At 74.1% G+C, this 19,477-nt stretch carries 21 protein-coding genes; 13 read left to right on the forward strand and 8 right to left on the reverse strand.

Translation table 11 applies throughout. The features are described from left to right. Positions 1-158 precede the first annotated feature (158 nt). Both BLU42_RS05685 and BLU42_RS05690 read left to right on the forward strand, forming a co-directional pair. A complete protein-coding gene (locus tag BLU42_RS05685; protein WP_157719816.1) occupies positions 159-1,487 on the forward strand; it encodes a reverse transcriptase family protein in 1,329 nt (442 codons plus the stop codon). Between the two features lie 104 nt (positions 1,488-1,591). Beyond that, positions 1,592-2,035: a hypothetical protein gene (locus tag BLU42_RS05690; RefSeq protein ID WP_091073624.1), complete on the forward strand. Its 444-nt coding sequence runs from the start codon at positions 1,592-1,594 to the stop codon at positions 2,033-2,035. 38 nt (positions 2,036-2,073) lie between these two features. Here the strand turns inward: BLU42_RS05690 and BLU42_RS05695 are convergent, their stop codons facing one another. Beyond that, positions 2,074-3,579 carry an FG-GAP-like repeat-containing protein gene (locus BLU42_RS05695; protein WP_172825756.1) on the reverse strand — a complete coding sequence of 502 codons (1,506 nt, stop codon included), beginning with the start codon at positions 3,577-3,579 and terminating at the stop codon, positions 2,074-2,076. 180 nt (positions 3,580-3,759) lie between these two features. On the opposite strand from BLU42_RS05695, the gene BLU42_RS05700 reads away from it, so the two are divergent. Continuing rightward, the gene (locus BLU42_RS05700; RefSeq protein ID WP_157719820.1) at positions 3,760-3,951 is read left to right on the forward strand and encodes a hypothetical protein; all 192 of its coding nucleotides are present in this window, start codon (positions 3,760-3,762) and stop codon (positions 3,949-3,951) included. Positions 3,952-3,970: 19 nt separating this feature from the next. On the opposite strand, the gene BLU42_RS05705 is transcribed toward BLU42_RS05700, so the two are convergent. Beyond that, positions 3,971-5,473 carry an MFS transporter gene (locus BLU42_RS05705; protein ID WP_091073627.1) on the reverse strand — a complete coding sequence of 501 codons (1,503 nt, stop codon included), beginning with the start codon at positions 5,471-5,473 and terminating at the stop codon, positions 3,971-3,973. A gap of 80 nt (positions 5,474-5,553) precedes the next feature. Here BLU42_RS05705 and BLU42_RS05710 point away from each other — a divergent pair, with 80 nt between their 5' ends. Continuing rightward, positions 5,554-6,297 (forward strand): TetR/AcrR family transcriptional regulator, encoded by a 744-nt coding sequence (locus tag BLU42_RS05710; protein ID WP_091073628.1) that lies wholly within the window; start codon positions 5,554-5,556, stop codon positions 6,295-6,297. 3 nt (positions 6,298-6,300) lie between these two features. Here the strand turns inward: BLU42_RS05710 and BLU42_RS05715 are convergent, their stop codons facing one another. Further along, on the reverse strand, positions 6,301-6,804 hold the full coding sequence (locus BLU42_RS05715; protein ID WP_091073629.1) for a GNAT family N-acetyltransferase: 504 nt from the start codon (positions 6,802-6,804) through the stop codon (positions 6,301-6,303). Positions 6,805-6,884: 80 nt separating this feature from the next. Here BLU42_RS05715 and BLU42_RS05720 point away from each other — a divergent pair, with 80 nt between their 5' ends. Next, complete coding sequence (locus BLU42_RS05720; protein ID WP_091073630.1) at positions 6,885-7,178, forward strand: antibiotic biosynthesis monooxygenase; 294 nt, start codon at positions 6,885-6,887, stop codon at positions 7,176-7,178. A 126-nt stretch (positions 7,179-7,304) separates the two neighbouring features. Here BLU42_RS05720 and BLU42_RS05725 read toward each other — a convergent pair whose 3' ends face one another. Continuing rightward, positions 7,305-7,844 carry a DeoR/GlpR family DNA-binding transcription regulator gene (locus BLU42_RS05725; protein WP_157719822.1) on the reverse strand — a complete coding sequence of 180 codons (540 nt, stop codon included), beginning with the start codon at positions 7,842-7,844 and terminating at the stop codon, positions 7,305-7,307. Between the two features lie 88 nt (positions 7,845-7,932). On the opposite strand from BLU42_RS05725, the gene BLU42_RS05730 reads away from it, so the two are divergent. Together BLU42_RS05730 and BLU42_RS05735 are read left to right on the forward strand one after the other, a co-directional pair. After that, entirely contained in the window at positions 7,933-8,817 is an 885-nt protein-coding gene (locus BLU42_RS05730; protein WP_091073632.1) for a sugar phosphate isomerase/epimerase family protein, read from the forward strand. Continuing rightward, positions 8,814-10,013: an MFS transporter gene (locus BLU42_RS05735; protein WP_157719824.1), complete on the forward strand. Its 1,200-nt coding sequence runs from the start codon at positions 8,814-8,816 to the stop codon at positions 10,011-10,013. Before BLU42_RS05730 ends, BLU42_RS05735 begins: the two co-directional genes overlap by 4 nt. Before the next feature lie 160 nt (positions 10,014-10,173). Here the strand turns inward: BLU42_RS05735 and BLU42_RS05740 are convergent, their stop codons facing one another. The 4 genes from BLU42_RS05740 to BLU42_RS05755 form a co-directional block, all read right to left on the reverse strand. Further along, the gene (locus tag BLU42_RS05740; RefSeq protein WP_197680632.1) at positions 10,174-11,409 is read right to left on the reverse strand and encodes a type II toxin-antitoxin system HipA family toxin; all 1,236 of its coding nucleotides are present in this window, start codon (positions 11,407-11,409) and stop codon (positions 10,174-10,176) included. Next, complete coding sequence (locus tag BLU42_RS05745; RefSeq protein ID WP_091073633.1) at positions 11,406-11,708, reverse strand: helix-turn-helix domain-containing protein; 303 nt, start codon at positions 11,706-11,708, stop codon at positions 11,406-11,408. Before BLU42_RS05745 ends, BLU42_RS05740 begins: the two co-directional genes overlap by 4 nt. Positions 11,709-11,796: 88 nt before the next feature. Further along, positions 11,797-12,804 carry a serine hydrolase domain-containing protein gene (locus BLU42_RS05750; protein ID WP_091073634.1) on the reverse strand — a complete coding sequence of 336 codons (1,008 nt, stop codon included), beginning with the start codon at positions 12,802-12,804 and terminating at the stop codon, positions 11,797-11,799. Positions 12,805-12,824: 20 nt separating this feature from the next. After that, the gene (locus BLU42_RS05755; protein WP_091073635.1) at positions 12,825-13,970 is read right to left on the reverse strand and encodes an epoxide hydrolase family protein; all 1,146 of its coding nucleotides are present in this window, start codon (positions 13,968-13,970) and stop codon (positions 12,825-12,827) included. Between the two features lie 115 nt (positions 13,971-14,085). On the opposite strand from BLU42_RS05755, the gene BLU42_RS05760 reads away from it, so the two are divergent. The 6 genes from BLU42_RS05760 (at position 14,086) to BLU42_RS05785 (ending at position 19,457) form a co-directional block, all read left to right on the forward strand. Beyond that, positions 14,086-14,658, forward strand: a complete 573-nt coding sequence (locus BLU42_RS05760; protein ID WP_091073636.1) for a TetR/AcrR family transcriptional regulator — start codon at positions 14,086-14,088, stop codon at positions 14,656-14,658. A gap of 47 nt (positions 14,659-14,705) precedes the next feature. Next, positions 14,706-15,656: an alpha/beta hydrolase gene (locus tag BLU42_RS05765; protein WP_091073637.1), complete on the forward strand. Its 951-nt coding sequence runs from the start codon at positions 14,706-14,708 to the stop codon at positions 15,654-15,656. After that, complete coding sequence (locus BLU42_RS05770) at positions 15,647-16,213, forward strand: GrpB family protein (RefSeq protein WP_231918461.1); 567 nt, start codon at positions 15,647-15,649, stop codon at positions 16,211-16,213. The genes BLU42_RS05765 and BLU42_RS05770 overlap by 10 nt, the downstream gene beginning before the upstream one ends. Before the next feature lie 341 nt (positions 16,214-16,554). Further along, on the forward strand, positions 16,555-17,133 hold the full coding sequence (locus BLU42_RS05775; RefSeq protein WP_091073639.1) for a DUF5998 family protein: 579 nt from the start codon (positions 16,555-16,557) through the stop codon (positions 17,131-17,133). Beyond that, positions 17,130-18,308, forward strand: a complete 1,179-nt coding sequence (locus BLU42_RS05780; RefSeq protein WP_231918462.1) for an alkaline phosphatase family protein — start codon at positions 17,130-17,132, stop codon at positions 18,306-18,308. Before BLU42_RS05775 ends, BLU42_RS05780 begins: the two co-directional genes overlap by 4 nt. Positions 18,309-18,362: 54 nt before the next feature. Then, positions 18,363-19,457, forward strand: a complete 1,095-nt coding sequence (locus BLU42_RS05785) for an isopenicillin N synthase family dioxygenase (protein ID WP_091073640.1) — start codon at positions 18,363-18,365, stop codon at positions 19,455-19,457. The last annotated feature ends 20 nt before the right edge of the window (positions 19,458-19,477 follow it).

The following is a 19,477-nucleotide window of genomic DNA, read 5'->3' on the forward strand; positions in this document are numbered from 1 at the left end:
CCGCTCCGGCGGGATCGGTGCCCGAGGCTCCCTCGGGTAGTAGCAGGTCCACCTCGCAGCAGGTCCGCAGGTGCGAGACCGCGCTCCGCGCGGCTCGGCACCCGCTCGTGCAGGACTGGTCGTCCGGCGTCGCCGCCACACCCCGACGTGCAGGTCCGGTGACGCACGACCCCGACGAGGGTCTCGCCCGGGGTCTGGCCTGGGCGTTCCTGGCCGCCGAGACCTGGACCAGACCCGCGCTCGTCGGCTCGGCGGCCACCGCTCTCGGCCGACGGCCGCGCTGGCTCGGTCCAGTGGTCGACGTGGTCCTCCAGCACCATCGCTCCGCCCCCACGGACCGCCCGTACGCGCTCAGCCGCTTCCTGGTCCGTGAGACAACGCTCCTGGAGCACGCCGCGCGGGCCCGCCGGGGCAGGGCGCTCCGGATCGTCACCGTGCCGACGGTCACGGCGGCGACGGGTCGGCGCCGTTGGCCGGTCCCCGACGTGGCCGACCTGCCCTCGCTCGCCGGGCTGCTCGAGCTGCCCCTCGACCAGCTGGTGTGGCTCGCGGACGCGAGGTCGCAGCAGCGCCGAGCTCCAGACGGGCCGTTGCACGCCTACCGGCACCGCTGGGTCGAACGACCGGGTGCCGTGCCGCGGCTGCTCGAGGCCCCCACCCCGCTGCTGCGGGCGGTCCAGCGGCGCGTGCTGGAACGGATCCTGGTCTGGGTGCCGACCCACCCCGCCGCCCACGGCTTCGTCCGCGGACGGAGCGCGATCAGCCACGCCCGGTCGCACGAGGGCGCCGACGAGGTCGTCTGCCTCGACCTGCGAGCCTTCTTCGCCTCGGTCCGGGTCGCCCGCGTCGACGGGCTCTTCCGGGGGGTGGGCTACCCCGAGGCGGTCGCGTGGACGTTGGCCTGCCTGTGCACGCACCAGACCCCGGTCCGCGTCCTGCACGACATGCCCGCTGGCGGGGCCGACGACGCCCGCGCCTGGCTCCGCGCCGGTCTTCGTGAACGGCACCTCGCGCAGGGCGCGCCGACCTCTCCCGCCCTGGCGAACCTCGCCTGCTTCGCCCTCGACCGGCGCCTCGCCGGCCTCGCCGCGGCGACGGGACGGGCGTACACCCGGTACGCCGACGACCTCACCTTCTCCGGAGCGGCCGGAGGGGCTGGGCGTCTGGTTTCTGCTGTGAGGGCGATCGTCGGTGACGAGGGGTTCGCGCTGCATCCGGCGAAGACGAGGGTGCGCTCGCGCGACCAGCGCCAGGTGGTGACCGGGCTGGTCGTCAACGACCGGGTGGGCGTGCCTCGGGAGTACCACGAGCAGCTCCGCGCCGTCCTCCACGACGCCGGGCGCCACGGCCCCGCAGTCGCCAACCGCGTGGGGTACCCCGACTTCCGGTCCTACCTCAAGGGGCGCGTCGGTTGGGTCGAGTCGGTCAGCCCTCAGCGCGGACGCCGCCTACGGTCCCAGCTCGACGCGATCGTCTGGCCCGCCTGAACGAAGATCGACCTCGTGTGCCGGAGGATGGACGGGTGAGACTCGCTCAGGCCGGTCCAGGGACGCGTCGGTCTCGCCCGGGGCGAGCCGCGCGAGCCCTGGTCGTGGCCGTCGCGCTGCTCGTGGTCCTGGTCGCCGCCTACGGCCTCGGCTACCGCGTGAACGTGCAGACCGGCTCGGTCCCAGTCCCCACGGCCGCGACGTCGCCGGAGGACGTCGTGCTGACCTACGTCGACGCGTACGACCACCGCGACTTCGCCACGCTGGCGGCGATCTATCCCTCGGCGCAGGGTGCGTACTCGCGCTTCCGGGCGATGGGCACGATGAGGGGTCCTGAGGTCACCCAGGTCCAGACGCTCAACCCGAGTGACATGGCGGGCATGTTCCCCGAGCCCGGCCACCACTACCGACGCGTCGAGGTCAGCTTTCGCTGGACCGGTCTCACGGGCTCCGACCTGGCCCGCGAGGACGGCCCGAGCGGATCGATCTACTGGCTCGAACGCAGCTCGGACTCCGAGCCGTGGACGATCAGGGACGAGGGGTTCTGAGGCAGGCAGGCCGCGTCGACGGGGCGGGACCCTCACGCTCAACGGGCGAGCACGCCACCGAACCCTGCTCCCGTCGGCGTCGGGTACCCCGACAGGGTGATGTCGAAGGTCTTCGAGCCGCCGGTCGTGAAGCTCTTGCCGGAGCCCTTGAGGGTGGTCACCGCTCCCGTGCCGTTCTCCCCGGACGCCCCGACCGTGAGGTCGAGCCGGCCGTCGCGGTCGTGGTCGACGAGCGAGAGCGCACGGCCGAACCGGTCCCCGGCCTCGGCCGTGCCGGGGATGCCCTTGGTGTTCTGGTCGTACGCCTTGTTGCCGCTCGTGCGGTAGCCCTTCTTGCCGCCGTACACGACGGTGACCCGCCCGGCCTCCTCGCGGCTGCCGATCGCCTCGCCGGGGGAGCCGACGACGAGGTCGGCGTAGCCGTCGCGGTCGAGGTCGCCGAGGTCGACGGCGTAGCCGAACTCGTCGTAGGGCTCGTTGCTGCCCGGGACGCCCTTCGTCGACTGGGTGAGCTCGGAGACCTTGGAGCGCAGCGTCGACCCCGAGCCGGACAGCGACAGCGTGTAGACCGAACCCGGCTCCGCCTGCTCGCTCCCGTACGCGGGCTGGCCGATGACGATCTCGTTGCGCTTGTCGCCCTTGACGTTGCCGATCGCGATCGCGTCGGAGCCGGTGACGTAGCCGAACGCCAGCTGGCGGCAGGGACCGACGCCGGCGTCGGTGCTCGTGCAGACGCTGACCGAGCCGCCGTGGCCCTCGCCGTCGTCGTACGGCAGCCCGAACGCCCCGACGACCAGGTCCGGACGCTTGTCGCCGTCCACGTCGCCCACGGCGAGCGAGGAGCCGAAGACGAGGTCGTAGTCGTCGCCGCTTCGCACCCCCGTCAGCACCGTCGACCGGGAGGTGGCAAACCGCTCCTCGCCGCCCCGGAAGACGGTGACCGTGCCGTTGGGGTAGTACTCCGGACCCCTGACCGGGTCGGCCGAACCCGCGCCGACCGCCAGGTCGGCATAACCGTCGCCGTCGAAGTCGGCCGTGGCCACGGAGTCGCCGAAGTCGTCGTCCTGCACCTCACCGGCGCGCGTGAGGACGTACGACCGCGCTGCGGTCAGCCCGCTCGCCGAGCCGAAGAGCACGGTCACCGTGCCCCGCTCGACCTCGTCCGCCACGGTGTCGGGGCCGGGCGCGGCGATCGCGAGATCGGCGTAGCCGTCACGGTCGAAGTCAGCGCTCGCGAAGGCCGACCCGAACTGGGCGTACTGCTCCGGCTCGCCCGGCACGCCCTCTGTCGCCTGGGTCCAGACGCGCCCGGAGGTGGCGAGCCCCTTCTTCGACGCCTCGAGCACCGTCACGCCGCCGGCCGCCGTGCCGTCGACCTTGAGGAAAGGTGCCCCCACGACCTGCTCGGGGAAGCCGTCCCCGTCGAAGTCGAAGGCCCGGGCCGCGGTCGCGGCGGACGCCGGCAGCGGCGCAGCGACGAGGCCGAGGGGCAGGGCCAGCGACAACCCGAGGGCGGCGGCGAGGACGGGTCGGTGCTGGCGCACGAGGGCTCCTAGGACGAGGCGAACCCGCACACCATGCAACCCCGACGGCCGCGTGGCAACCGCGACGCACCCTTGTCACCCTCATGAGCGACACCCGTCGCTCCAGGCTCGGCGTCGACCCCGCACGAGCTCCGACCCGTCGCGGTCGGCGTACACCTGCACCGGGCGAGCCGCGGGGTGATGGAGAAGCTGGGCATGCGGCACGTCCGCACCGAGCACCGCACCTGGGACGACCCGTTGCCGGGGGCCGACCAGGGCGAGGTCGTCTACGAGATCGACGCGGAGGGCTGGCGGGCCGGCGCCCGTTCGCGCGGGTACGACGCAGACCACGACGATCCGGGAATAATTCGCCAGCGCCGCCTCGGGCTCTAGCCGGCCTGCGTACGACCGGTCAGACGCTCGCGTGCTCGGCGGGCTCGGCTGCGGACTGCTCGTCGCCGGCGTGCTCGTCGGTGCTGCGGGAGTCGGTCAGCGACAGCGAACCGATCGTCGCGATCACCCCGACGAGGACGGCGACGACGAGGTAGGTGACCCGCTCGCCGCCGTAGTAGGCGTGCACGAGCTCGGGGCTCCAGGCGCCGATCGGGAGCCGGGTCGTCACCAGGGCCGCGATGAGCGTGCCGACGACGGCGGTGCCGAGGCTGGTGCCGATCTCCTGCGAGGTGTCGTTGAGGGCGGCGCCGATGGAGGTCCGGTTCTCCGGCATCGCCTCGACGAGGGCGACGGCGCAGATGGTCATGATCGTCCGCAGCCCGGTGGTGAGCACGACCATGCAGACCGCGATCGCGAGGTAGCCGTGCGAGACTGCCCAGGACATCCCGAGCAGCGAGGTCACCAGGAGCCCGGTGCCGACGAGGCAGGCGAGCCGGTGGCCGAGGCGGGCGGCGAGCTGCTCGGCGACCGGGGTCGCGGCGATCATGGTGATGATCAGGGGCAGGTTCGCCAGGCCGGCGCGCATCGGGCTCCAGCCGTACGCGTACTGGAAGTGCAGGATCAGCCCGAACATGACGCTGGCCATCGTCACCGAGGCGCCGAGCTGGGTGATCGCCGCGCCCCGGGCGGGACCGGTGCGGAAGATCGCGAGGTCGATCATCGGCGACTCCGCACGGCGCTCGCGCAGGACGAAGCCGATCACGGCGACGACGGTGCCGACCGCGCACGCGAGGGTGACGGGGGACAGCCAGCCGTGCTCGACGCCGCTGGTGAGGGTGTAGCAGCCGAGCCCGATCGCGGCGATCGTCAGCGCGGTGCCCGGCAGGTCGAGGCGCTCCGACGTGAGGTCGGCGCGCCGGTCGGCGGGCACGCCGGCGCGGACGCCGATCCACGCGATCAGCGCGATGGGGGCGTTGACGACGAGGAGCCACTGCCAGCTGAGGTGGGTCAGGACCGAACCGCCCAGCACGGGTCCGAGCACGAACCCGGACATCCCGACGATCATCACCACGGTGATCGAGCGCATCCGCAGCTTCTCGTCGTCGAAGAGCCGGAAGATCAACGACATCGTGACGGGCGCCATCGCGGCCGCGGCGAACCCGAGCGCGGCGCGCAGGGCGATCAGCTGGCCGATGTCGGTCACCAGCACGACGGCCAGGCTGATCAGGCCGAAGGCGGCGAGCCCGGTCAGCAGCACGCGCCGGCGGCCGAACCGGTCGGCGGCCGACCCGGCGGTCAGCAGCAGCCCGCCGAAGGTGAGGGAGTAGGCGCCGGTCACCCACTGCAACCCCGTCGTCCCGCTCTCCAGCGACCGGCCGATCGTCGGGAGGGCGATCGAGAGCAGGGTGTTGTCGACCATCTCGACGAAGAAGGCCAGGCAGAGCGCGGCCAGCGGGACGGCCGCTGCGCGCAGCGAGGTGTACGTGGGGGCTTTCGTGGGGCTGTCGATCGTGGTGCTCATGGGCGACCTGTCTGTCGAACGCCGTACGACTATCGAACGGCGTTCTAGACGATAGAACGCTGTTCGGTAGAGTGCAACCCATGGCCGCAGATCGATCGACGCAGACCGGTCCGGGCGCCCCGGCGACCACCCGGGCCCGGGGCCGCCGACGGGCGTCGCACTCCTTGGACACCGTGCTCGGCGAGGCGATCGCGATCCTCGACGAGGCCGGCGAGCCGGCGCTCACCTTCCGCGCCCTCGCCGCGCGGCTCGGTGGGGGTGTGGCGAGCATCTACTGGTACGTCTCCAGCCGCGACGAGCTGCTCGAGCGCGTCACCGAGGAGGTGATGAGCCAGGTCCTGGCCGCGACCGAGCCGCTCACCCGCGGACCCGACCCGATCGACAACGTGCGCGCGCTCGCGCTCGCACTGTTCGACGAGTTCGTGCGTCGGCCGTGGTTCGGCCAGCTGATGCTGCGCAACAACGGGCTGCAGCCCAACCAGATGCTCATGTTCGACCGTCTCGGCCAGCAGCTGATGAGGCTCGACCTCACCCCCCGGCAGCGCTTCCACGCGGTGTCGTCGATCGTCAGCTACGTCGTCGGCGTCGCGGTCGACCTCGCCGAACCGCCCCCGCGCGAGTTCGTGGAGAGCGGGATGGAGCCGGGGGAGTTCCTGGCCATGTACGCCGACCGCTGGCGCGCGCTCGACGACCGGGAGTACCCCTTCGCCCAGCAGGTCGCCGACGAGTTCGCCACGCACGACGACCTCGAGGTGTTCCGCTCCGGCCTCGACCTGCTGCTGGCCGGCCTGCGGCTGCAGGCCGGGCCCGGCCCGGCGTCCTGACCCTCAACCATGGGTGGTGAAGGAGATCCAGGAGTCGGGCGGGAGGTCGGGACGGTCCGGGACGGCACGGAGCTCCTCGGTCCAGCGCTCTCCCGCGGCCGCCCGGGCGACACCCCGCCAGAAGTGCACGGCGGGCTCGTTCTCGGCCTGGAAGGCGACGGTCCACGCGCCGGGGTGGAGGGCGAGGACCTCGCTGACGGCCCTCGACCCGGCGCCGGTGCGACGCAGGCCGCGGACGACGAAGAAGGCGTTGAGGACGCGCACCGGCTGGTCCAGGGCGCGGACCAGGGCGAGCCCGACGGGCCGGTCCTGCAGCCAGAGGAGGTAGGCCGCCCACGTCGGGTCGTCCACGGCTGCCAGCACCCGCTCGCTGCGGAACGTGCCGTCGGGGCTCGGCAGCACCCCGCGGAGCCCGGAGAGGTCGTGACGGAACATCAGCCACAGCCGTTCGAGGACCGCGACCTCGTCGGGGCTCACCCGCCGCACCGTCAGCTCGTGCTCGCCCACGAGGCGCACCGTACGCCGCGGGTCCGAGGACGGTGCGGTGCGGCGCGCTCCTTACGCAGCGGGACCGTTACCGTCGGGACGTGGCCATCACCTCCCTGCTCGAGCTGCACCTCGCCCCCGACGCTCCCGACGACGTGGAGCGCCGGGTGACCGCGATCCTGTCCCAGACCCGGGCCCGCCCGGGCCTGGTCTCGGCCGACGTTCTGCGCGACCTCGAGGACCCGCTGCACCTGGTGGTCGTGGAGGTGTGGGAGTCGGTCGAGGCCGACGACGCCTACCGGGCCTGGCGGGCGACGCCCGAGGGCGCGAACGAGCTGGGTGCCCTGACCGGGGGCCGGATCGCCCTCGCGCGGTACGAGCCGACCACCATCTGACGCGCCGCCGCGCCGTCCTAGGGTCTCGCCGCCCCGAGGACGGTCAGACGGTCAGGACCTCCACGTCGTCGTCCCGGTAGCGGGACAGCACCTCCTCGGACGCGTCCCGGGTCGTGACGAGGTGGGTCAGCTCGTGCGGCTCCCCAACCGGAACGACGACGTCCGCGTCAGCTTGTCGGCGGAGACGACGAGGACGCGCCGGCGGGTCGCGGCGTCGATGGCGGCCCGCTTGACGCGCGCATCCTTGAGGGAGGTCGAGGTGAGCCCGGTGAGCGGTGAGGCCAAGCAGGCGCCGAGGACCGTCACGTCGACGTGCATCGACCGGATCGTCTCCAGCACCTGGGTGCCGGTGCAGGCGAGCGAGTCCGTCTCGACGGTCCCGCCCGGGACCACGACCTCGCAGCCGGGGACCGCCGCCAGCGCCGCCGCCGCGTGCAGGGAGAGGGCGAGCGTGGTCAGCGGCCGTCCGGCCAGCCGCAGCGCGACGGCGTAGCGGGTGGTCCCGTTGTCGACGATCACCGACTCGTCGTCGGCGACGAGCTGCGCGGCGGAGCAGGCCGGCCGCCTCCAGGTCGGGGAGGCGCGGCGGATCGTGATCGAGGAGACGCCGGTGACCTCCGACAGGCTCGCGACCGAGATCTCCTGGCCGCCGCGGGGCGCCCGCATGATCGTTCTGCTCCGGATCGATCGCGCCACGTGATCATCCGAACACCTACGGTGAGGGCCTCCGCACCCCTGAGGAAGGACATACGCCATGAGCAGCCCGACCACCGGTCCGAGCACCGGCCGTGAGGCCGGACCGGCGACCGGTCCGGCCACCGGTCCGGCGAAGGCCGTGCACTCCTGGTCGCTGTTCCGCACGATGGGCCGCCTCGTCGCACCCGGCTCGATGCCGTCCGGCGACCTGCCCGAGGGCGGCGGGGGAGCGCTGGACCTCCTCGGGCTGCCCGCCGAGCTGGCGCGCCACGGCTTCACCAGCACGCAGCTCTGCCACTTCTACCTGGGGTCGCGGGAGCCGGCGTACGTCGCCGAGGTCCGGGAGGCCTTCGCCGAGGCCGGGGTGGAGGTCGAGTGCCTGCTCGTCGACGACGGTGACGTCACCCACCCGACGCAGGGTGCCGCCGAGCAGGACTGGGTCTCGGGCTGGCTGGACGTCGCCGTCGCGATGGGGGTGCGCCGGGCCCGGGTCGTCGCGGGCAAGCAGGCCCCGACCGAGGAGACCCTCGGGCTCTCCGCCCGGCGGCTCTCGGAGCTGGCCGAGCGGCACCCCGGCGTCCGCGTCGTCACCGAGAACTGGCACGCCCTGCTGCCCGACGCCGCCTCGGTCGAGCGGCTGCTGGACGCCTGCGAGGGCCGCGTCGGCTTCCTGGTCGACCTGGGCAACTGGAAGGGCGCCGGCAAGTACGACCAGCTCGCCGCCGTCGCGGGACGGGCGGAGACCTGCCAGGCCAAGGTGGGCACCGACGAGCGGGGCGCGATCGACGAGGCGGACTTCCGACGCAGCCTCGGGGTGCTCCGCGACGCCGGCTACGACGGCCCGCTCGCGCTCGTCCACGACGGCCCCGACCCGGACGAGTGGGGCCGGCTCTACGAGGCGTACGCGCTGGTCACCTCGGTCTTCGGCGGAGGACGAGCGTGACCGCCTCCTCGCCCGCGCTCGCCCCGGCCGACCTCGCACCGCAGCTCGCGCGCACCCGGTCGGTCGTCGCGGTCGCCCTGCTCTTCGCGCTCAACGGTCTGGTCATCGGCGGCTACGGCGGTTCGCTGCCCTCCATCCGCGAACGGCTCGGGATCGCGGCCGGCGGCATCGCCGGGTTGCTCTTCACCGCCGGTCTGGCCGGCATCGTGGCGATGCAGGCCGCCGGCCGGCTCAGCGACGCGGTCGGCGCACGCCGGGTCGCCCTGGCCGGCCTGCCGCTCCTGGTCGCCGCGGCCGTCACCTTCGCTCTGTCGACGAGCTACCCGCCCGCCGTCGTGGCGGCGGTCCTCCTCGGCCTGGGCAACGGGACCATCGACGTGGCCATGAACGCCATCGGGGTCCAGGTCGAGGCCGCGTGCCGGCAGCCGGTGATGAGCCGCTTCCACGCGCTGTGGTCGCTGGGCGGGTTCGCGGGCGCCGGCACGGTCGTTCTGGCGGCGGTGCTGCTCGACCTGCGCGGCGCCGCGGTCGTGCTGCCCGTCCTGCTGTTCTTCGCCGTCGTCGCCGCCCTGGGGTTCGTCGTCGCGCTCCGGATCACCCCGGCGACCGCGGTCGTGCAGCACCACCACGACGGGACGAGGACGCGGATCCCGCGGGTCGCCTGGCTGCTCGCCGTCATGGCGGTCGCCTTCGGACTGGCGGAGGGCACCGGCGTCGACTGGTCGTCGCTGCACGTCACCGAGGTCGCCTCGGTCGACTCCACGACCGGGGCCCTCGGGCTCGTCGCGGTGCAGGGCTCGATGGTCGTCATCCGGCTGCTCGGCGACGGATTCGTCACCCGCTTCGGCCGGCGTGCCGTGGTGCGCTTCGGCGGGGCGTGCGCCGCGGTCGGGTACGCGGGCGTCACCCTCGTCGACGGGCTGCCGCTGCTCCTCGTGGGCTGGGCCCTCGTGGGTCTGGGCGTCGGGATGATCGCTCCGCAGGTGTACGCGGTCGCCGGCCACCTCGGCGGGGGACGCGTCCTCGCCGTCGTCGTCACCTTCGGCTACGCCGCGTTCCTCGCCGGGCCCGCGCTGATCGGGTTCCTCGTGAACCACCTGGGCATCCACCACACGATGGCGGTCCCGGCCCTGCTGGGCGCGGGCATCGTCGCGCTCGCCGTGACGATGCCGAAGAGCGACACCGACCTGCGCTGAGACGCCCCTACGGGTCGGAGGGGCGTGGTCTGCACGCTCCTGGGTAGACCTCCGGGCACGAGCGGATCGGCTGGCGCCGGTCGTCCCGCCCGAGGTCCGGACGGCTCAGCAGCGAGCTGTCCGGACCGTCCCACGGGGACGGCGGAGCGGAGGCGGGCGGTCACGACCCTGCGTGGAAGCGGTCCAGGGCCGGGGCGAAGCGGGCGAGCTCGCCCTCGCCCACGCCGTTGGCCCGAGCCGCCTGGCGCCAGCCGCGGGTGGCGCTCAGCACCTCGGCGAGGACCACTTCGGCCTCCGTGGCGCTGAGCCGGAACTGCCGGGCGTGGGCCACCAGCTCGCGGAGCGCGTCCTCGGCGTCGTCGGCGAACCCGACCGTCGTGACCCGGGCGGCTGTGGGGTCGGGGTCGGGGTTGAGGTCGAAGGCCGGCGACAGCGTCCAGCCCGAGCGCGTGCGCAGGAAGCCGTGGTTGCGCATGTGGTCGTCCACGTTGTTGACCACGATCATGAACGCGATGCGGCGCCACAGCCGTCCGAGGTCGGCGGCCACCGCGGCCCCGTGCTCGGCGAGCGCCTCGGCGAGCTCGAGGTAGTCCACGCTCTGGCCGTCGGAGGAGCCCAGCAGCGTCATCGCGCTGATGTAGCCGACGCGGACGTCCCCGCGGCGGTCGAAGCGGTCGAGCAGCAGCGCGCGACGCTGGCCCACGGCCACCAGCGTGGACGTCGGCACCTCGATCCCGGCACGCTGCGCCAGGTCGAGGGCCGTCTTCTCCCACGCCATCACGTCCCAGCGGTCGCTCGCGTGCGGGAACTTGGCGATCAGGAGCCGGTCGCCGTCGCGGACCGAGGCCTTGGGCCGGGCGCCGCCCAGGGAACCCGAACCGGCGGCCAGCAGCTCCTTGACCGCGGCCAGGTCGTCGGTGCTGTCGTCGGCCACCGCGTCGGCCGCCCGCAGCAGCCGCGGCAGGGCGACCAGGCGGGGCACGTCGGAGGAGACGTCGAGGAAGGGACCGCCCTCGTCGAGCGAGAAGCGCAGGGCGCCCTGCCGGGTCTGGTCGGCGACGCCGAGGAGGTAGTCGACCTCACGGACCGTCGGCGGGGCCTGCCCGGCCAGCCGGGCCTGCGTCCGCATCCGCTTGGCGATGAGGTTGCGGCCCCAGCGGTCCGGCGCACTGTCGGCGAAGGCCCCGGGCAGGCGGGTGACGTGGTGACGGCTGTCGAGGAGCGGCAGCTCGGGGCTCAGCGCGTACGCGGTGGCCGACCCGGTCCAGGCCGGGTCGTAGGCGAGCGTCGTCGAGACCACGCCGCGACGTTCGCTGACGTGCGCGGTCGCCGCCGGGGCCGCGACGCCGTCGACGTCGACCGCCACCCGCAGCCGCGAGGCCGGGACGCCCGTCACCGCCTGACCCGCTCGGGCAGCGTCTCCTCCGCCCGGGCCCGCCCGAGGTCGGTGTCGTACGGGTCGAGGACGGCCACGACCCGGTCGAGCTGGCCGAGCGCCCGCGCCACGGCCAGGAAGACGTCGAGCCCGACGCCGGGCCGGCCCTGCTCCAGACGGCGCAGCGTGGTGCGGGTCGTGTTGGCCCGGTCGGCGACCTGCTCGGCCGTCAGGTTCTGCAGCTTGCGCCACGTGAGGAGGTGGTGCCCGATCTCGACGGCGCTGCGGTCGAGGCGGACCGGTCGTGCGGGGCGAGCCACGGTGCCTCCTTGATGGTCAGTGCACTGATCACTATCGCCGACAACGAGCAGCGCAGCAACCGTAGAGCACGATAGAAGTCGTGAGGGATCACACCGCGGTGAGGCTCCTCAGCGCGGCGTCCACGGCGGGGGCCTCGTCGTTGGCGAGGACGACGACGTCGAGGTCCTCCTCGGGCAGGTGGGCCAGCAGCGACTGGTAGCCGGGGTTGTCGCCAGGGTTGATGCGCGCGCGGTGCCCCTTGACCGTCCCGAGGAACGTCCCGAACCCGTACGCCTGTGGGACGACAGGTCCTCCGGCGGGCGCTCCGGGCACGACCGCGTACGGCGTCCAGAGCCGCTCCGCGCCCCGCTCGCCGAGCAGGACCCCGGCCCGCAGCGCCTGGCTGAGCCGGACGAGGTCGCCCGCCGTCGTCCACAGGTCGCCGGTGCCCGGCAGGTGCGTGAACCCCTCCAGGAGCGGCAGCAGCTCCCCGTCACGGTGGCCGAGGGCGACCTCGGCGAGGTCCGTCGGGTGCCGTCCCGAGGTCGTCCCCCGCATGCCCGCCGGGCGCAGGACGAGCTCGTCGGCGACCTCCCCGTACGCTGCGCCGACGGCGGCCTCGACGACCAGGGCGGCGACCAGGAACCCGGGTCCGCTGTAGCGCCACGCGTCACCGGGGTCGGCGACGAGCGGCGCGTCGATGATCATCCGGACGAGGTCGTCGCGCGCCGGCGGGTCGACCAGCAGCGAGCCCGGCAGCCCCGGGACGTCGCCCCAGTGACCGAGCCCGGAGGTCTGCCCGAGCAGGTGCCGCGGGGTGATGCCCGCCCAGCCCTGCGGCGTGCCGGCCAGCCAGCGGGAGACCGGGACGTCGAGGTCCAGCAGCCGCTGCTCGACGAGGCGCAGGACGACGACGGACACGACGAGCTTGCTGATCGAGCCGGCCTGGCTGCGCAGCCCGGGGGTGCAGCGCGGACCGTCCTCGCCGGCCGCGGGACCCTGCGACACCTCCTCGAGGACCTCGTCGCCGCGGACGACGAGCGCCGTCCCCGACCACGCGCTCGGGCGCTCCTGCGCGTCGTGCGGGCGCTGCGGATCCTGTCGCTCTGAGGGCATCGCACGACGGTACGGGCACCTCAGCCCCGCAGGCCTCGCAACCCCGTCCGGAGCTCGTCGACCAGGATCGCCGGCTGCTCGAGGGCGGCGAAGTGGCCGCCGTGCTCCGCTTCGCGGAAGTGGACCAGGTCGCTGTACGCGGCCTCGACCCAGCTGCGCGGCATGCGGGGGAGGTCGCGCGGGAACACGGTGACGGCGACCGGCAGGGAGAGCCGCGGCCCGGCCATGGTGGCCGTGCTGTTCTCCCAGTAGACCCGGGCCGACGAGGCCGCGCTGCCGGTGAACCAGGACAGCGAGATCGTGTCGAGCATGGTGTCGAGGCCGAGGGCGTCCTCGGCCCGGCCGGCGTTGTCGGTCTTCGACTGGTACTTCTCGTAGATCCAGGCCGCCTGACCGACGGGGGAGTCGGCGAGCGCGAACCCGACGGTCTGCGGCCTGGTGCCCTGCAGGTGGTTCGAGCCGCCCAGCGGGCCCGCGTAGCGCGCCAACCCCTCGACCGCGCGGCGCTCCTCGGCGCTGAGGGTCGCGGGGATCTCGGCCGGCACCGCGTACGGGGTGCTCAGGTGGACCCCGAGGAGCCCGTCGGGGCGCTGGGCGCCGAGGGCGGTGGTCACCGCTGCGCCCCAGTCGCCGCCGTGCGCGACCCAGGACCCGTACCCCAGGCGGCGCATCAGCTCGGCCCACGCCCGTGCGGTGCGGGCGACGTCCCACCCCGTCGCGGTCGGCTTGCCCGAGCAGCCGAAGCCGGGCAGCGTCGGGATCACGACGTCGAAGGCGTCCCGGGCGTCCCCGCCGTGGGCGACGGGGTCGGTGAGCGGTCCCACCAGCGCGAGGAAGTCGGCGGACGAGCCCGGCCAGCCGTGGGTCATCAGCAGCGGCAGCGCGCCGGGGTGCGGCGACCGCACGTGGACGGCGTGGACGTCCAGCCCGTCGATGCTGGTGACGAGCTGGGGGAGCGCGTTCAGCGCGGACTCGAAGCGGCACCAGTCGTAGCCGTCCTGCCAGTACGCGGCGAGCGCGCGGAGGTCCTGCGTGCGCACGCCCTGCGACCAGTCGTCGACGGTCTCCGGGTCCGGCCAGCGGGTGCGGGCCAGGCGCTGGTGGAGGTCGTCGACCTCGGCGTCGGCGACGTGCAGACGGAAGGGGCGGAGGTCGGTCTCGGACATCGGGCTCCTGCTTTGAAGGAGGTGCGGGAATTGCACACCGATGTGCAATCTAGGCCCGTTGCACAGTGGTGTGCAATCCTGACGGCGTGCAGGACGAGGCCGGAGGAGGCCGGGAATGAGCGGCACGCGGGAGCGGATCCTCGACGTGGCCACCGAGGTGCTGGGGTCGGACCCCGACGCCGCCATGGGCGAGGTCGCCGCGGCTGCCGGGGTGGTCCGGCGCACCGTCTACGGTCACTTCCCCTCGCGCGCCGACCTGGTCCTGGCCCTGTCGCGTCGCGCGGCCGACGAGCTGGTGGCCGCGTTGGCCGAGGGGTCTGAGGACCAGCCGCCCGACGAGGTCTGGGCCGGGTTCGTCGGCCGGCTCTGGCCCCTGCTGCACCGCTACCGCGTGCTGGTCGTCCTGCGCCGCGGCGAGCTCGGCCCCGACATCCACGCGGTGCTGGCCCCGGTCGACGCCGCGCTGGCCGACCTCGTGCGGCGCGGGCAGCAGGACGGGGTCTTCGGGCTCCACCTGCCGGCCGAGGTGCTGAGCCAGGTGGCCTGGTCGACGGTGTTCACGATCGCCGACGGCCACCTGGCCCACGGCGGGCTCGCCGTCGACGCGGCGGTGACGACCAGCCTGCTCGTCCTTGGCGTCCCGGCGTCGCGCGCCTCGACGCTCGCCGCCCGTGGGGACGCCTCGTGAGCCCGCTCGCGTAGCGTGGAGCCCCAGGCGAGGACTCGAGGAGCGACGTGGCCAGGTTCCACCCCGATCTGGCGGTCGGCCGTTTCATCCCGCCGCTGAGCTTCACCCCCCGCTCGACCGCGCTGCTCAACCGCGTGGCGCCGCGGACGCCCCCGATCCCCGAGGACCTCGTCGTCGAGGACGCCCAGGTCCCCGGGCCTCCGGGCGCCCCGCCCGTGCCGGTCCGGCTCTACCGGCCCCGCGACCTCGTGGGCGACGCGCCCGCGCTGGTGTGGGTCCACGGCGGCGGCATGATCTCCGGCAACGCCCTGATCGACGAGCGGACCAGCTTCGCCTTCGCGCGCGACCTGGGCATCACCGTGGCGAGCGTCGACTACCGCCTCGCGCCGGGAACGCACGCGCCGGCCCAGGTCGAGGACTGCTACGCCGCGCTGCGCTGGCTCGTCGAGCACGCGGCGGACCGGGGCGTCGACCCCGAGCGGGTCGCGGTCGGCGGGGCGAGCGCGGGCGGCGGGCTCGCCGCCGGGCTCGCGCTGCTGGCCCACGACCGGGGCGAGGTGCGCCCCGCGTTCCAGCTGCTGGTCTACCCGATGATCGACGACCGCACCGCCGCGCGCCGGGACCGTCACCGCGAGGGCGTGCGGGTCTGGACCCCGCGCAGCAACCGCTACGGCTGGAGCGCCTACCTCGGCCGGGAGCCCGGTGGGCCCGGCGTCTCCTCGTACGCGGCCCCCGCCCGCCGGGACGACCTGTCAGGGCTGCCGGACGCGTGGATCGGCGTCGGCACGCTGGACCTCTTCCACGACGAGGACGTGCGCTACGCGCGGCGCCTCCGGGAGGCCGGGGTCGCCTGCGAGCTCGAGGTGGTGCCGGGGGCCTTCCACGGCTTCGACGCGATCTTCCCCGGCAAGCCGGTCTCGCGCGACTTCTGGCGGGCGCAGGCCGTCGCCCTGCAGCGCGCGCTGCGGCCCGAGGGGCCCGGGCTGACGTGGGCGTGAACCGCCCCGACCCGCGGCGTCTCGACGTCACCGACGTCGAGCTCGTCGGCGGGCCCGAGCCGCTCGTGGTCGGTCTCCACCCGTACGACGAGGGCTGGCCCGGTGCGTACGAGGAGCACCGGCGCCGGATCGTGGCCGCGCTCGGGGAGAGGGCCGTTGCGGTCGAGCACATCGGGTCGACGGCCGTGCCCGGGCTCGCGGCGAAGCCGATCATCGACGTCGCGCTGACCGTGGAGGACATCACGGCCGAGGAGGACTACCTCGACCTGCTCCTGGCCGCCGGCTACGTGCTGCGGACCCGTGAGCCGCGCCACCGGCTCGTCCGCACGCCCGGGCGTGACGTCCACGTGCACGTCTACGAGCAGGGTGCGGCGGAGGTCGAGGCTTACCTGCTGCTGCGCGACCACCTGCGCGCCGACGAGGCCGACCGGGCCCTGTACGAGCGCACGAAGCGCGAGCTGATGACCCGCTCCTGGTCCGACATGAACGCCTACGCCGACGCGAAGTCCGCGGTCATCGCGGCGATCAAGGAGCGTGCGCGCGCCGACGCGCGCTGAGCCCTCATCCGCTGGACGCCAACCTGTCCCACGCCCTTCGACAGGCTCAGGGATCGTGGCTGGATCAGCCTTCGAGGTTCCGGATTCCCCTCACCCTGGGGCGGGCCGCAACCACGCCCCCTGAGCTTGTCGAAGGGCCTCGAAGAGCTCGGCTCCTGCCGCTACCTCGACGCCGAGCCATTCCGGGCCCTTCGACAGACTCAGGAACCGCTGCGGGTACGCGGTCGAGATCACCTCCGGGCTCCTGATCCGGTCGACGAGCATCGAGCCCGTGCTCGCCAGGCGCGGGTCGCGAGTTCACCGTCCCAGGGGCGGCAGCGGTGCGTGGCAGGATGACCGGCATGAGGCTGGGCTCCACGCGGAAAGACCTGCGTGCCGACATCGACGCGACCGGCTACTTCCCCGAGCTGGTGGAGGAGGGCATCACCCTCGCCGTCGCCGAGGAGGAGCTCCTCGACTTCGTCGTGCACCACGAGCCGACCTTCGACCACGACGAGATCCACCGCCACGTCACGGTGCTGGCGCTGACGCCGACGCGCCTGGTCGTCGGGCACACCGACGACCAGCCGGCCGAGCCGCCCGCCACGGGCACGCACGCCGCGTCGTCCACCGAGTCGGTGCCGCTGTCCAAGATCAACTCCGTCGTGCTGACGCGCGTCGTCACGCAGCCCGAGCGCTACCGACCGGGCTCCGGCGGGGTCGGCGAGACGTGGCTGACGGTGGGCTGGGACGGCGTGCGCCGCGTGGACCTCGAGCCAGCCGGCTGCGACGACCCGCAGTGCGAGGCCGACCACGGCTACACCGGCACCATGGCCGGCGACGACCTGACCGTGCGGATGAGCGCGGCCGCCGACGGGGCGGACCGCGTCGCCCGGCTCGTGCGCTTCTCCACCACGCTGCAGCGCGCGGCGGCGGTGTGACGGTCGACGGAGCCGCGACCACCCCGGTCACCCGGCCGGACGCGGGTCCGGTGGGGCCGCTCGTCCCCGCGTACGGGCGCTCGACGCTCGCCGACCTGCTGCCGTCGGTGGGCCACCACCTGGGCGTCCCCGGCTGCGACGCCGACGTGCTCGGCCTCCCCGCGGCCCAGCGCTACGTCGTCTTCCTGGTCGACGGCCTCGGCCGCGCGCTGCTCGAGGGGGCGGCCGCGTACGCGCCGTGGCTCACGAGCCACCTCGGCGAGGGTTCGCTGACCTCCGGCGTGCCCGCCACGACGGTGACCAGCCTGACGAGCCTGGGCACCGGGCTGCCGCCCGGGCAGCACGGGCTGGTCGGCATCACCTCCCGCGTGCCCACCACCGGCGAGGTCCTCAACGCGCTGACCTGGGAGTCCGACCTCGTCCCCGAGGCCTACCAGCCGCAGCCGACCATGTTCGAGCGTGCTGCGGCCGCCGGCGTCCGGGTGAGCTCGGTCGCGCTGCAGCGCTTCGCGCGCACGGGGCTGACCCAGGCCGCGCTGCGCGGCCCGACCTTCGTCCCGTTCCCCAGCGAGAAGGACGTCCAGCTGCGCACTGACCTCGTCGCCGACGCGGCCGCGCGCGGGCAACGGACGCTGGTCTACGGCTACGAGCGCGAGCTCGACCACGCCGGGCACGCCAAGGGCTGCGGGTCGGCCGAGTGGCGCGAGCGGCTGACCCGGGTCGACAGCATGCTCGCGCGGCTGCGGGACGCCCTGCCCAGCGACGTGGTGCTGCTGGTCACCGGCGACCACGGCATGGTCGACGTCGCCCCCGACCGCCGCATGGTCATCGAGGACGAGCCCGAGCTGGCCGCGGGCGTCACCGTGGTGGCGGGTGAGGCGCGCTTCCGGCACCTGTACGTCGACCGCGACGACCCGCGGTCGGTCGCCCGGCGTTGGAGCGACCGGCTCGGCGGACGGGCCTGGGTCCGGACGCGCGACGAGGCCGTCGACGAGGGCTGGTTCGGTCCGGTCGCCGACGAGGTCCTCCAGCGCTACGGCGACGTGGTCGCGGCGCCGACGGGGGAGTGGGCGTTCATGACGCGCACCTTCCCGCAGGAGATGGAGCTCGTGGGCATGCACGCCTCCCTGACCGCGGCCGAGATGGTGGTCCCGCTCGTCGTGGCGACCGCCTGACCGACGGCCACTGCAGCACGGATGCGCCGGACGAGCCGGCGGGAAGGACGACCGATGACCCAGGCAGCCACCGAGCACGCGACGTTCGCGGTGCCCGCGATCGACCTGACGCCCTGGGTGGGCGAGGAGCAGGGCCCCGAGGCGGACGCCGCTCGCGCCCGCGTCGCCCGCGAGCTCGACGAGGCCTGCCGCACGGTCGGCTTCGTGCAGGTCCTCGGCCACGGGGTCCCGCGGTCGACGGTCGACGGGCTGGCCTCGGCGATGGACGACTTCTTCGGGCTCCCGCTGGAGGACAAGCTCGCGTACAAGGTCCCGGCCAACCGCGGCTACTCCGCCCCCAGGAGCGAGTCGCTGAGCCTGAGCCTCGGCGTCGAGTCGGCCACCCGCATGAACGACTTCTTCGAGGCCTTCAACGTCGGCGTCGAGGCGCGCTCCTTCACCGGGCTCGACCTCGACGAGGCCGACTACGGCCTCAACGTGTGGCCCGACGTGCCCGGCTACCGCGAGCGGGTCGAGACGTACTTCGCCGAGGCCGGGCGCGTCGCCCGCACGCTGCTGCGGGTCTTCGCGGCCGCGCTCGACCTGCCGCCGACCTTCTTCTCCGAGCTCACCGACCACTCCATCGACGTGCTCCGGATGAACAACTACGCCCTGCCGCCCGGCGAGATCACCCTCGACGGCGAGCTGACCGGGATGGGCGAGCACACCGACTTCGGGCTGGTCACCGTGCTGTGGGCCGACCAGGTGGCCGGGCTGCAGGTCCTCGGGCGGGACGGGGGCTGGCACGACGTGGACCCGGCCGACGACGCCCTGCTCGTCAACCTCGGCGACCTCACCGCCCGGCTGACCAACGACCGCTGGATGTCGACCCTGCACCGCGTGAAGCCGCCGGTGGTCGACGGCCGCATCGAGCGCCGCCGCTCCGCCGCGTACTTCCACGACGGCAACGTCGACGCCGTCGTGGCGACCCTGCCCACGCACCTCGACGCCAGCGCCTGGGGCAGCGAGGCCGGGGAGGCGTACGGGCCCGTCACGGTCCGCGACCACATCGCCGCCAAGCTCGCCGGGTCCCGTCAGGGCCGGATCAACGTCTCCGCGGTCCGCGAGGCCGCCCGCGTCCTGGCCTCCCAGGGCTCCGTCACGGGCTGAGCGCCGGAGCACCCCCGACG

The sequence above is a fragment of the Microlunatus sagamiharensis genome (genome assembly GCF_900105785.1).
GTDB classification, from domain to species: Bacteria; Actinomycetota; Actinomycetes; order Propionibacteriales; family Propionibacteriaceae; genus Microlunatus; species Microlunatus sagamiharensis.

Bases quoted from the DNA above. Each gene is read 5' to 3' on its own strand.
- BLU42_RS05700 (WP_157719820.1), top strand. From the start codon at position 3,760: ATGGAGAAGCTGGGCATGCGGCACGTCCGCACCGAGCACCGCACCTGG.
- BLU42_RS05705 (WP_091073627.1), bottom strand. From the start codon at position 5,473: ATGAGCACCACGATCGACAGCCCCACGAAAGCCCCCACGTACACCTCG.
- BLU42_RS05710 (WP_091073628.1), top strand. From the start codon at position 5,554: ATGGCCGCAGATCGATCGACGCAGACCGGTCCGGGCGCCCCGGCGACC.
- BLU42_RS05725 (WP_157719822.1), bottom strand. From the start codon at position 7,844: ATGCGGGCGCCCCGCGGCGGCCAGGAGATCTCGGTCGCGAGCCTGTCG.
- BLU42_RS05730 (WP_091073632.1), top strand. From the start codon at position 7,933: ATGAGCAGCCCGACCACCGGTCCGAGCACCGGCCGTGAGGCCGGACCG.
- BLU42_RS05750 (WP_091073634.1), bottom strand. From the start codon at position 12,804: ATGCCCTCAGAGCGACAGGATCCGCAGCGCCCGCACGACGCGCAGGAG.
- BLU42_RS05755 (WP_091073635.1), bottom strand. From the start codon at position 13,970: ATGTCCGAGACCGACCTCCGCCCCTTCCGTCTGCACGTCGCCGACGCC.
- BLU42_RS05760 (WP_091073636.1), top strand. From the start codon at position 14,086: ATGAGCGGCACGCGGGAGCGGATCCTCGACGTGGCCACCGAGGTGCTG.
- BLU42_RS05775 (WP_091073639.1), top strand. From the start codon at position 16,555: ATGAGGCTGGGCTCCACGCGGAAAGACCTGCGTGCCGACATCGACGCG.
- BLU42_RS05785 (WP_091073640.1), top strand. From the start codon at position 18,363: ATGACCCAGGCAGCCACCGAGCACGCGACGTTCGCGGTGCCCGCGATC.